This is a genomic window from Borborobacter xinjiangensis (assembly GCF_047739745.1).
Taxonomy (GTDB): Bacteria; Pseudomonadota; Alphaproteobacteria; order Rhizobiales; family Rhizobiaceae; genus Pseudaminobacter.
The window spans coordinates 155,079-166,045 of sequence record NZ_JBLLVA010000009.1; the positions used below are offsets into that span (position 1 = coordinate 155,079).

At 62.3% G+C, this 10,967-nt stretch carries 9 protein-coding genes and 1 pseudogene; 5 read left to right on the top strand and 5 right to left on the bottom strand.

All coding sequences use genetic code 11. The features are described from left to right. Positions 1-5 precede the first annotated feature (5 nt). Positions 6-4,649 (bottom strand): Ti-type conjugative transfer relaxase TraA, encoded by a 4,644-nt coding sequence (gene traA, locus ACLKMW_RS12395; RefSeq protein ID WP_415724779.1) that lies wholly within the window; start codon positions 4,647-4,649, stop codon positions 6-8. 221 nt (positions 4,650-4,870) lie between these two features. Between traA and ACLKMW_RS12400 the strand changes: the two genes are divergently transcribed. Genes ACLKMW_RS12400 through traG form a run of 3 tightly spaced genes read left to right on the top strand, consistent with a single transcriptional unit; the run spans position 4,871 to position 7,347 of the window. Next, the gene (locus ACLKMW_RS12400) at positions 4,871-5,095 is read left to right on the top strand and encodes a TraC family protein (protein WP_415724767.1); all 225 of its coding nucleotides are present in this window, start codon (positions 4,871-4,873) and stop codon (positions 5,093-5,095) included. 49 nt (positions 5,096-5,144) lie between these two features. After that, positions 5,145-5,408, top strand: coding sequence for a conjugal transfer protein TraD (locus ACLKMW_RS12405; RefSeq protein WP_415724768.1), 264 nt, complete (start codon positions 5,145-5,147; stop codon positions 5,406-5,408). 22 nt (positions 5,409-5,430) lie between these two features. Continuing rightward, complete coding sequence (traG, locus tag ACLKMW_RS12410; RefSeq protein ID WP_415724780.1) at positions 5,431-7,347, top strand: Ti-type conjugative transfer system protein TraG; 1,917 nt, start codon at positions 5,431-5,433, stop codon at positions 7,345-7,347. On the opposite strand, the gene ACLKMW_RS12415 is transcribed toward traG, so the two are convergent. Both ACLKMW_RS12415 and ACLKMW_RS12420 read right to left on the bottom strand, forming a co-directional pair. After that, entirely contained in the window at positions 7,334-7,603 is a 270-nt protein-coding gene (locus ACLKMW_RS12415; RefSeq protein ID WP_415724769.1) for a hypothetical protein, read from the bottom strand. The genes traG and ACLKMW_RS12415 overlap by 14 nt on opposite strands. Positions 7,604-7,657: 54 nt before the next feature. Next, complete coding sequence (locus tag ACLKMW_RS12420; protein ID WP_415724770.1) at positions 7,658-8,071, bottom strand: hypothetical protein; 414 nt, start codon at positions 8,069-8,071, stop codon at positions 7,658-7,660. Between the two features lie 261 nt (positions 8,072-8,332). On the opposite strand from ACLKMW_RS12420, the gene ACLKMW_RS12425 reads away from it, so the two are divergent. Both ACLKMW_RS12425 and ACLKMW_RS12430 read left to right on the top strand, forming a co-directional pair. Beyond that, positions 8,333-9,532, top strand: coding sequence for a DUF1173 domain-containing protein (locus ACLKMW_RS12425; protein ID WP_415724771.1), 1,200 nt, complete (start codon positions 8,333-8,335; stop codon positions 9,530-9,532). Between the two features lie 394 nt (positions 9,533-9,926). Continuing rightward, positions 9,927-10,211: a WGR domain-containing protein gene (locus ACLKMW_RS12430; RefSeq protein ID WP_415724781.1), complete on the top strand. Its 285-nt coding sequence runs from the start codon at positions 9,927-9,929 to the stop codon at positions 10,209-10,211. Positions 10,212-10,257: 46 nt separating this feature from the next. Here ACLKMW_RS12430 and ACLKMW_RS12435 read toward each other — a convergent pair whose 3' ends face one another. Together ACLKMW_RS12435 and ACLKMW_RS12440 are read right to left on the bottom strand one after the other, a co-directional pair. Further along, positions 10,258-10,422 carry a hypothetical protein gene (locus ACLKMW_RS12435; protein ID WP_415724772.1) on the bottom strand — a complete coding sequence of 55 codons (165 nt, stop codon included), beginning with the start codon at positions 10,420-10,422 and terminating at the stop codon, positions 10,258-10,260. 298 nt (positions 10,423-10,720) lie between these two features. Next, positions 10,721-10,888, bottom strand: a pseudogene (locus ACLKMW_RS12440) (DUF736 domain-containing protein); the annotation flags it as partial. Positions 10,889-10,967: the final 79 nt, after the last annotated feature.

The window sequence follows — 10,967 nt, forward strand, 5'->3', positions numbered from 1 at the left end:
TCCTGCTATCTGGTGATGCCCTTGGCCTGGCTGAGCGCCCGCATCTGGCGCTCGGCGATGATGTCCTGAGCCTTATCGGCGCGAACGGCATTCTGCAGCACCTTGAGGCGAGGCTGCATGGCCTCGAACACCTTGCGCTGCGCCGCCGGCACGCGATCGACGATGTCACCCTGTCCACGGCCGATCGCGTTCGGCCCGAACCGCTTGTCGAGGGCTTTGCTAACGGCTGCGAACTCGGCCCTGACTCTCGCGTCGAGCGAGCGGACAAGCTGCGATATGTCCTTGGGCGACTTATCGACCGCTGCCGTCAGACGAGCTAGTTCGGTCGTCGCCCGTGGCGACAGGCCAGGCACCGGCACGCTCATCCGTTCCCGATCGTTGGTAACGGCCGCCTTCTCGGCGTCGAATGCGCCCTGCCAGGCCTTGCCTGCCGCGACGATATTGGCGGTAACAACCACCACTGCCTCGATCGCTGCTTTGCGTTCCCGGCCGGTGGCGATGAACCTATCGATGACCCTGTCAGAGCCGCGCAATGGACCATAGGCGGCAGGGTCATTCTCGACGGCACGAGCGATACGCTCTGGCTCGACGCCCTTGACGACCAGATCCTCAATCGTCGCAAGGGCCGCAGCGGGATCGCGCCAGACGCGCTGGGTGGCCTCGCCAAGCGCCACGCGCTGCTGCCTATAGCGGGGAACCTCCAGCGCACGCGTTTTGGCTTCATCATCGACAGATGCTACGAACTCGGTGACAGCCGCGAGCATCGGTAAGGCAGGTGGTCTGGACATTTCTGGAGCCTCGGCCGGATCGTAGGCCGCCGGCGCCACGATCCGGGATGGATCGCGCCTCTCTGCCAGATATTGCTGCTCGTTGAAGCGGCGCACGGCCGAAAACAGCGTCGTAAGCTCTTCCCGTTTTGCCACGGAAGCTCCCTCGGGCATGCGCTCGACCATCTGCTTCTCGGCATACTGATCCGCCTTCCCGGTAAAGACGCTCCAGCCGAAGCGGGCGGTCAGCGCTTCGCCGACGGCCTTCATCTCCTGCACAAGCGAACGCTCTTCCGCGGCATAGGCAAAGGCGGTCTTGTAGGCACCCTCGCCGCCCTTCTCGCGCACGGCCTCGATCTCCGCGAGCCGCGCGACAGCATGCGGCGAGAGCGCAGGAACCGAAAGCGACATTGCAGCACGGCGTGCATGCTCGCGGTTCTCATAAGTGGCCCGATCGCGCTTGAAGTTTTCAGCGTGAGAGCGCGCCAAAGGCTCGAGCTCTGCAACAGCGGCGACTGCACCGGCCCGCTCGTTGCGCGCCATCTGCCCGTCGACTAGGCTGTCGCTGCCGCGCACGGCGCCAAGCATCGAGGGACTGCGAGCAAGATCTTCACCAAGCCGCCGCGGCTCGACATCGAAGTCCGACGCGTGCGCGTTCAACCGATCGAGGGCGGAAGCCGGATCACGATAGATACGCTCGAGCACAGGCAGCAGGATCGCTTCGCGTTCCTTCCACCGTGCCGACGCCAGATGTTCGATGCGCGCGCCTTCTTCCAGAGAGCGGACAAAGCTCGCCTGCGGCGCGAGCAGATATCGTGCCTCTTCGGCACCCGGCGCAATTGGTGCCGGGGCGACCGTTTGCGTCCGAACCGCCTGATCGTCATAGGAGACGCTGCGCTCCTTCTCGATTGCAAATCCAAGCGCGACGCTGGCGCGCTCCCAAAGCCGCGCCACGCGAACGCGTTGCGCGCCAATCCACGACAGATGCCGCTCCATCCCCTGCTCCATTCCGGCAGCAAGCTCGATGGCGTGATCCATGTTGCGACGGCGGGCGAAGTCGACAATCTGTGCCTGGTAGCCCGCTTCGGATTCGTAATCGAGCGTTGTCGACTTGGCGCCGGAGCGGGACAGGCGCTCGACCAACTGCTTGAACAGTTCCGGGCGATGGCTTTCCTGGTCGATGCGCTCCTGCCGGATTCCCGCCGTCTCGACCTGCTCGGCGGTCCAGACATTGCGCTCGACCTCCCGTTCCTCGAAGGTCTTCTTGCCGGTTCCGGGATCCACGACCGGTACCTTCACCGTGACATGCTCAACACCGTCCTTGCGCAAAGTGACCGTGTCGCGGGTTTCGACGCCGCCCTCTTTCAGTGCCTTTGGCAGGCTGACACCCCAGACGCGATGGACCACTCCATCATCTGTTTTCACGTCTGCATACGGGCTTTCTTTTGCATCCTCGTCATTGGGCCGGAATTTTGCTTCACCGGTCTCGACCAGTTCGCCGGTGACACCGCCCGCGTGGTCGATGCGCGGCGCCCTGCCCCATTTCTCGCGCGGCGCAAAATCCTCCTGCGCCATATAGAGATCGGCCCGATCACGATGACGCGACATCGCCACATAGGCGAGATGCTGGTCCATCATGCCGGTTGCGAGCACGAAGGTCCGGTCGACGGTGGCGCCCTGCGATTTGTGCACGGTCGCCGCATAGCCATGGTCGATATTGCGATAGGTGTCCTGACCGAAGGTCACCTCACGGCCCGCATCAAGCTTCACCGTGAGCAGCGTCTCGCCCCGATCGTTCGTCGCCCGAACTACGGTGCCGAGCATGCCGTTCTTGACGTGCTGCACGGCAAGATGCTCGGCCCGTTTCTCAAAGAAGCGGGCATTCTCGAGGAAGATCAGTCGATCGCCAATGGCGAACTGCCGCGCGCCCCGTTCGGTCTGGTATGCGCGCTCTTCTGTAAGCGCGCCCTGCCCTGCCATCACCGAGCGGATCGCCTGGTTGAGCTTCCCGACATCATCATTGGTTTGCGCCAGGACCAGTAGCTCGGAGCCGTTGAGTGTGCGGTCTTCGCTTTCGGCCTTCCTTCGATAGTCCTCCCTCGCCTGCCCCCAGTTCTCAACGATCCGCTCGATCACGGCATCGCGAGTTTCAAGCCGATGCATGCGGTCATGCTGCGCATAAGCATCGAGCGCCTCTTCGACCTTTCCACGCGCGAACAGTCGGGACGCATCGCGCGCCCACTGTTCGTGCTGGCGGCGCACGCCGGTCAATTCAGCAAAGCCGATGCGCTCGACAATCGCCCGGAACGCCGCGCCCGCCTGGATCGGCTGGAGCTGCATCGGATCTCCGACCAGCACCACTTTCGCGCCGGCGTCTTCCACGATTTTGAGAACGCGGGCCAATTGCTCCGACGACACCATGCCGGCCTCGTCGACAACCAGCACATCGCCCTTTTGCAGCGTATCACGCCGGTCCGCCCACGCCAGTTCCCATGCCGCGAGCGTGCGGGATCTGATACTGGAACTTTGCTCCAGACCTTCCGCCGCCTTGCCGGCGAGTGCAGCACCGACCACCCGGCGGCCATCCGCCTCCCAGGCAATACGCGCCGCATCGAGCAAGGTCGATTTGCCCGCACCGGCCAACCCGACCACGGCGGATATCGCGCTGTCACCGGTGACATGCCGGACCGCATCGACCTGTTCGGCGTCGAGCTTGAACGGCTTTTCCGGATCACGGCTCTCCACCATGCGAATGGCGTCACCGACCTTCTCGGACGTAACCTTGAAGCCGGATCGCCGCGAAAGCTGCTGCGCCGACTGCGCCATATCGTACTCGGTGCGCAGCATGTTGCGCGTGGTGAACACCGCGACGTCGCCAACCTTTCCGGTGTCCGGATCGATCTGTTGTGGCTTCAGCGTCACCAGATCCGACGACGCCATCAGTTGCGCACGGATATTGACGAAGACGGTCGGATCGTCGACATAGCGATGCAGCGCCTTGGCGATTTCGCGCTCATCGAATGTCGAGCGTTCGCGGCTCAGCTGCTTGAGCAATAGGCCGGGTTCGTCGGCAAGGCGGTCGGCCATTTCCTGCCGCCGCGCCAGAGCCGCTGGGGCAAAATACATCTCCCTGCCCTTTCGGGCGAGCGCGGCCTTTGCCGGACCGAGATGGCTTTGGGCGATGCCGTCAAGACCCTGCTCGGCATAGGAGCGCCCATCAAGGCAGATATCATGCCCGGCGAGCACCAGATGCTTGTTGGCCGTTTCCGCCCAGGCGATTTTCCAGGCCTTCATGGTTTCCTTGTCGCCTGCCCAGAGCCGGTAGACGATCTTGCCCTTCGGCCGATCAGGGGTCACGACACGCAGCGGCTTGCCGTCATCGCCGAGAACCGCGACCTTCTTGTTGCCGAAACCGCCTTCGGTCAAAGGCCGCAAGGTGGTCATCAGGTGGATATGCGGATTGCCGTTCTTGTCGTGATAGACCCAGTCGGCAATCATGCCCTTTGACGTGAGCTGGTCGCGCACGAATTCGCGCACCAGGGAAATGTTCTCTGCCTTCGACAGCTCCTCCGGCAGCGCAAAGATCATCTCGCGGGCAAGCTGCGCGTCCACCCGCTTCTCGAACGTATCGACGGCATTCCACAACACCTCGCTGACGCCGGCGACCGTTCGGCCATCGATCATGGTGCGCAACCACGCCGGGGTCTGATCCGGCAGCGCCAGCTCCTCGTGCACGAGCTCGGCCTTGCCGCCCTCATAGCGGAAGCTCAACCTCGTCTGCTCTTCCTCCATCCTCGTACGATGGCGATAGGCGGCGGCCGAGACGACGCTGCGTCCCGCTCCCCTACTGATCACCTGTGCCCGTACGAACATGATCGCCATGCGATCCAGACCTCTCCCAAGCATGTCGCGTTCCGCGACGTATATTGCGCCCTCGAACAGATCGGGCCGCAGGACCGATGCCGCTTCTCGGGATGCGCCCTTGCGGGCGCAGACCAAAAATGAACCTGACGGCTCGACAGAAACTAGCATCTTTTACTATGCGTTTCTACACGGTATAATCGCCGCGCAAAAGAAGGCGTCCGGAAGGAGAAAGGTATAAAATGCGCGCTAAATCATCGGTTTCAGAGATTGACGCTCAGATTGAGAAACTACGCGAAAAGCGCCGTGGAATTCTCGCCAAGGCCAATGAACGCTTTGCCCGCGCGGCCGCCAAGGCGGGGTTGGCCGAGATGGAGATACCCGACAACGAGCTCGACGCCATCTTCGAGGAGATCGCCGCGCGATTTCGCAAAAGCGGCAAGGGGTCTTCCGGCGCATCCGCTTAAACGCCTCGATCGGCGCATTCTGGCTCTGGAGCGAAGGCGGCGGCAGACGATGACCGAGGATCGCAAGAAGGACGCGCGGGAAAAGATCACGCTCGGCGGGTTGGTCGTGAAGGCCGGGCTGCGACAGGCCGATCGCGCATTTCTGCTCGGCGTGCTGCTGGAAGCCGCGACCGTCCGGGTCGGGTCGGCCGAGCATCATCGGCTGAAAGCAAAAGGCGGCATGGCCTTTCAGCGTGACCGCGTGAAGAGCGTGGAAGCGGCGGAGGCGGGATCGCCCACCTCGGCCGACCCCGGAAAGACCAACCGTGAGTAAGCGTAGCGAAGGGATGCCGGACATGGCGGGGAAGATGAAACTGAAGCCGGCGCTGCTATGGGTCATCGTACCCGCCGCCGTGACAGCGATGACGGTGGCGATCACATCGTACCGATGGCAGGCAATGGCGGCCGGTTTCTCACCGGCCAATGCCTACTGGTTCCTGCGCTCTGCCCCCGTTCCGAACCTGCTCTTCGGTCCGATCGCTGGACTGATCACCGTATTCGCCCTGCCCATGCATCGCCGCCGGCCGGTGGCGATGGTCAGCCTGATCTGCTTTCTCGGCGTCGTCGGTTTTTACGCTTTGCGTGAATATGTGCGCCTGTCCCCATCCATCGAGAGCGGCGCGGTGACCTGGGACGAAGTGCTGTCCTATCTTGACTTCTTCGCCGTCATTGCCGCGGCGGTCGGTTTCGTCATCGTCGCGATTTCGGCGCGGATATCGGTCGTGGTGTCCGATCCGGTGAAGCGTGCCAAGCGCGGAACTTTCGGCGATGCCGATTGGCTCACCATGTCTGCAGCCGCAAAGCTGTTTCCACCAGACGGCGAGATCGTCGTCGGCGAGCGCTGCCGCGTCGACAAGGAGACGATCCGTGACGTGCCGTTCGATCCGGCAGACCGCGAGACTTGGGGCAGCGGCGGAACCGCACCGCTCCTGACCTATAAGCAGGATTTCGATTCCACCCATATGCTGTTCTTCGCCGGCTCCGGCGGGTTCAAGACCACCAGCAATGCCGTGCCGACGGCGCTGCGCTATACCGGGCCATTGATCTGCCTCGACCCGTCAACTGAGGTCGCACCGATGGTGGTCGAGCACCGGACGCAAACACTCGGGCGGGAGTGCATGGTCCTCGATCCGACAAACCCCGTCACGGGTTTCAACGTGCTCGATTGGATCGAAACCTCAAAACACAAGGAAGAGGATATTGTCGCAGTGGCGCATATGCTCCTGTCGGAAAGCGCGCGGTTCGAATCCTCGACAGGCAGCTATTTCCAAAACCAGGCGCACAACCTTCTGACGGGATTGCTCGCCCATGTGGTGCTCTCACCGGAATACGCTGGACGGAGGAACCTGCGCAGTCTGCGACAGATCGTGTCTGAGCCGGAACCGTCGGTGCTCGCTATGTTGCGCGACATTCAGGAGACATCGGCATCCGCCTTCATCCGCGAAACGCTCGGCGTCTTCACGAACATGACCGAGCAGACATTCTCCGGCGTGTACTCGACGGCCTCGAAGGATACGCAATGGCTATCGCTTGACAATTATGCCGCTCTTGTCTGCGGCCGATCCTTCAAATCGAGCGATATCGTTGCCGGCAAGAAGGACGTGTTCCTGAACATCCCCGCCGCGATCCTGCGGTCCTATCCCGGCATCGGTCGGGTGATCATCGGATCGCTGATCAATGCCATGACGCAGGCCGATGGCGCGTTTCAGCGCCGGGCCCTGTTCATGCTCGATGAGGTGGACCTGCTCGGCTATATGCGCGTCCTCGAAGAGGCGCGCGATCGCGGCCGCAAATACGGCATCACCTTGATGCTGATGTACCAGTCGGTTGGCCAGCTCGAACGGCATTTCGGGAAAGACGGCGCGACATCATGGATCGACGGCTGCGCCTTCGCCTCCTATGCGGCGATCAAGGCGCTCGAGACCGCGAGGAACGTTTCGGCGCAATGCGGCGAGATGACGGTCGAGGTTCAGGGCAAATCCCGCAATGTCGGGTGGAGCAATTCCAACAGCGGTACGAGACGGTCGGAAAGCCTCAACCTGCAACGCCGCCCTCTGATCATGCCGCACGAAATCACGCAACAGATGCGCAAGGACGAGCAGATCATCATCGTACAAGGCCACGACCCTATCCGCTGCGGGCGGGCAATCTACTTCCGGAGAAAGGACATGGATGCCGAAGCTAGTCCAAACAGGTTCGTCAAGGCGAGCTGACCGCTTCATCGCTGCCCTGATCGAGCGCGTCGTATTCTGCGTTGCTCGGCCAATCGGTGCTTCGCATGATAGACAGCGCCGCCGCGATGGCCTTTTGTGCCTCGATCAAATCCGAGCGACGCATGGAGGGGTCGGAATAGATGCCGTATCCGTTGGCGATCCGGCCGTTGAATCCGCGTTGAAGCCGATCAATTGCGACGCCGACGTGGTCCTGAATCTGGTCCGTGGCGTGTGCCGCTTTGGTGATATTCGACATGCGGCCATCTCCTTGAGTGGTGTTTCTTTGAAGTCTGCCGGTGCGGTCTGCGCGCTAGCGACTATCGTGGGCCGTTGGCGATTGCCGATAGCGGTCGAACGGATCTTCTGCGCCGGGCGGCGCGAACCAGCCGAGGAACAGATTGTAGCCGAGCGCGAAAGCGAACATGCCGATCGCCGAAGACAAGAAGAACCACCACGGCATCGGAGCGGAATCGGGATTGACGAAGACCCCGAGCGATACTGGCAGCATGAGGATGCCGGCGAGAACGAGAAAGCCGGTGAAGGCCCGAAACGCGCAGGCGACGAAATAGAGCAGATGCCATGTGGCGTAGAAGCCGGCGCGCCCGATGGCCTCAAGCACGTTGAAAGGCAATGCGATCAGGAAGGGCATCGGGCGCACCGTCGCCTGCCCATCGCCAGGGGCAGCGTCGAGGGCTTGGCGATTGCCGTTTGTGGGATCTCGCATGCGTTGTCCTTTCACGGAGAGCTTCATTGTACCTGAAATTGGAAGAATGAGAATCGATAGAGGTCGACTTGCGCAACGGGAACACCAGCGAACGCCTCGAAGTGGACGCCAGGACGTAGCGTCTCCCAGGGTCTTGAACCGGATTCGATCGATGGCAGGTCGGCGAAAACTGCAGGAGCAAAGAACATCGGCGGGCGGCGCAAAGCCAGCTACGCATGAAGAGGAGAATATTCTGATGATGATCGCTGGAACCCAAAGACCATGAGCCGGCATATCCGCATGGGCGAGATTGATGTTGATGTCGGAGATGGCGCGTTTGACGCGCGGCTGGCGGACGCCTTTTCGCGTCGTGAGCATCCGCTTTGCCTCTGCCAGGCGGAAGGCGTGCCGATATATATCGCGCGGTTCGGCGACCGCCATATCCTGAAACGGATGCCGGGCACCGGGGCGCAGCACGCGCCCGACTGCGAGTCCTACGAGCCGCCATCCGATCTGTCGGGCCTGAGCGCAGTCGAGGGCGAGGCAATCATCGAGAATGTGGAGGACGGCACGACGGCCTTGAAGCTTGGGTTCAGCCTGTCCAAGCTCGGCGGACGGACCGCGCCTGCAATCGGTGACAGCGCTGATCCGGGCGACGTCAGGACCGATGGTGCCCGATTGTCGTTAAAGGCGATGCTGCATTTCCTGTGGGACCGGGCGCAGTTCAATCGCTGGCGTCCGGCGATGGCCGGCCGGCGCAATTGGGCGGTGGTCCGCAAGTTCGTGATCGACGCGGCGACGAGCTCGAACGCGAAGGGAAAGCCGCTTTCGGACACGATCTATATCCCGGAGATGTTCGACCCGGAGCGCGTGGACGGAATTGTCCAGCGCCGGCAGGCATTTCTCAGCAGAGCGGTTCAGTCGCAGGGCAATCGCCGTTCACTCGCGATCCTGATCGGCGAGGTGAAGGAGATACAGCCGGCTCGGTCTGGTTCACGGCTGATCGTCAAACACGCCCCGCGCTATCCTTTCATGCTGGCCGAAGATGTCACGCGCCGCATGAACAAGGTCTTCGCTCGCGAACTCGCGCTTTGGGACGCGAGCCCGGAATCGCATCTCATCGCAGCGGCAACATTCGGGGTCGGGGTCTCAGGCATCGCAGCGATCGAGGCGATCGCGCTGATGATCGTTAGCGAACGGTGGATTCCCTTCGAGAGCCAGTATGAAGGCATGTTGCTTGACGCGCTCACGAAGCGCGGTTCCATATTCACGAAGGGACTGCGCTACAATTTGCCGCCCACAGAGCCGATGGCGAGCGTCGTGCTGACACGGGACGGGGGGCAACCTATCGCGATGTACATCGTTCCCGATGACGCGGATGGCGCCTATCGCGAAACCCTCGACCTGCTTGTTTCGGAGAGCGGGATGGACCCCTGGATATGGGACATCGCGGAGGGACCAATGCCCGATCTTCCCCGATAAGCGGTGCGTGAAGGCCATCATCAGCCAATGGCCCCGAGCCTGCGAGAGGATCGTCACGCGACTGCGCGGAGACCGCCTGCGGGCTCCGGGAGCACCGATCTTACGGTGCGAGTAGAGCCGTCCCCGAAGGGGCTCGCCCATCATCTTCCCTACCAGAAGCCTTGGGTCCCTTGACCAAAGAGGCAACTCTCCCGCTTCCTTGATACACCCCCGATATCGACGCAGGGCGCACATGGTCAGGGGGCGAGACCTCGATCAGGAAGGGCTTGCTCATCGACGGAGTGGAACACGAGAGAACTGGTGGCGCTGATCCATCACCAAAATGAATCGCCCGTGGGCAACCGATTCAAAGAAGTCGTTGGACCTTGAAATCGAAGAGCGCGACTCTGCCACCATGATCGCGCAACCCTACCAGCTTTACGTCGAACGGATGGATCCCACGAAGAACATGGCCCGCTACTACGCCATGTCGATCGAGGCGACGCTATTCGGAGACGTCTGCCTGACCCGCAGATGGGGGCGCATCGGCGCGCGTGGCCAGGCCATGCAACATCATTTCAACAAAGAGGAAGAGGCCGTGCAGCTCTTCCTGGAGCTGCTTCGCAGCAAACGCGGGCGCGGTTATGGTCCGCGAACGGGGGGCCAGCAGTACAGTCGCCGGACCCGGCGAACCCCATAGGCCGGTCGATCCGGCCTATGGGATTTCGTGTCAAGGCGAAAGCCTCCTAGAAAGGAGGCTCGGCGTTCATCAGCGCCTCCTGCTCGGTCCAGATGACTTCGCGCTCGGCAAGGGCGAGCTCCAGAGCGGCCTCGATTTCGCGGCGCTCGTCGCGGTAGACAGCGTTCCGCAGCTCGGCGCGCAGTTCCTCAATGTGTTGATCGATCGACATGTTCGTCTCCTTGACGTTGGTGAAAGACGACGCCGGCGGTCATGGTGGGCCGGAGGGGTCAAGGAGCGCGCAGCGGCCGGCGGAGCCGGCGAGTGGGGGAGCCGAAATGCGTCAGCATTTTGGGGGTACCACGAAGTCCTTGGGGCCTTCGAATCGCCATGGCATCCTCGGACGATCTGAGCAGACTTCCCCCACCCGTTTGGCGGCAAAAAAGCCGGAGCCAGGCTCGATGCCTGGTTCCGGCTTCTCGATACGCAGGAGGAACCCCGCCTGTGCGGCGGGGTCCTCTGTCGGGGGATCAGTCCCGGTTGGGGCGGGACCAGATCAGCTGGAGGCCTTCCTCGCCTTCCACCTCGATCAGGGTGGCGTAGATCGGAGCGGGGAAGCTCGGGTCGTCCAGCTTCACCGAGAGCTAGTCGCGGCCCTCTGCGGAGACCTTCTGCCAGGCAGCGCCGAGTTCGACATTATGTGGAGCTCCACATAATGTCGATTATGCATAGCGTGTCGTTATGCGGAGTGGGTGGTCTGGAGTGCCCGGTTTCCGG

Bases quoted from the DNA above. Each gene is read 5' to 3' on its own strand.
- traA (WP_415724779.1), bottom strand. From the start codon at position 4,649: ATGGCGATCATGTTCGTACGGGCACAGGTGATCAGTAGGGGAGCGGGA.
- ACLKMW_RS12425 (WP_415724771.1), top strand. From the start codon at position 8,333: ATGAGCCGGCATATCCGCATGGGCGAGATTGATGTTGATGTCGGAGAT.
- ACLKMW_RS12430 (WP_415724781.1), top strand. From the start codon at position 9,927: ATGATCGCGCAACCCTACCAGCTTTACGTCGAACGGATGGATCCCACG.
- traG (WP_415724780.1), top strand. From the start codon at position 5,431: ATGGCGGGGAAGATGAAACTGAAGCCGGCGCTGCTATGGGTCATCGTA.
- ACLKMW_RS12400 (WP_415724767.1), top strand. From the start codon at position 4,871: ATGCGCGCTAAATCATCGGTTTCAGAGATTGACGCTCAGATTGAGAAA.
- ACLKMW_RS12415 (WP_415724769.1), bottom strand. From the start codon at position 7,603: ATGTCGAATATCACCAAAGCGGCACACGCCACGGACCAGATTCAGGAC.
- ACLKMW_RS12420 (WP_415724770.1), bottom strand. From the start codon at position 8,071: ATGCGAGATCCCACAAACGGCAATCGCCAAGCCCTCGACGCTGCCCCT.
- ACLKMW_RS12405 (WP_415724768.1), top strand. From the start codon at position 5,145: ATGACCGAGGATCGCAAGAAGGACGCGCGGGAAAAGATCACGCTCGGC.
- ACLKMW_RS12435 (WP_415724772.1), bottom strand. From the start codon at position 10,422: ATGTCGATCGATCAACACATTGAGGAACTGCGCGCCGAGCTGCGGAAC.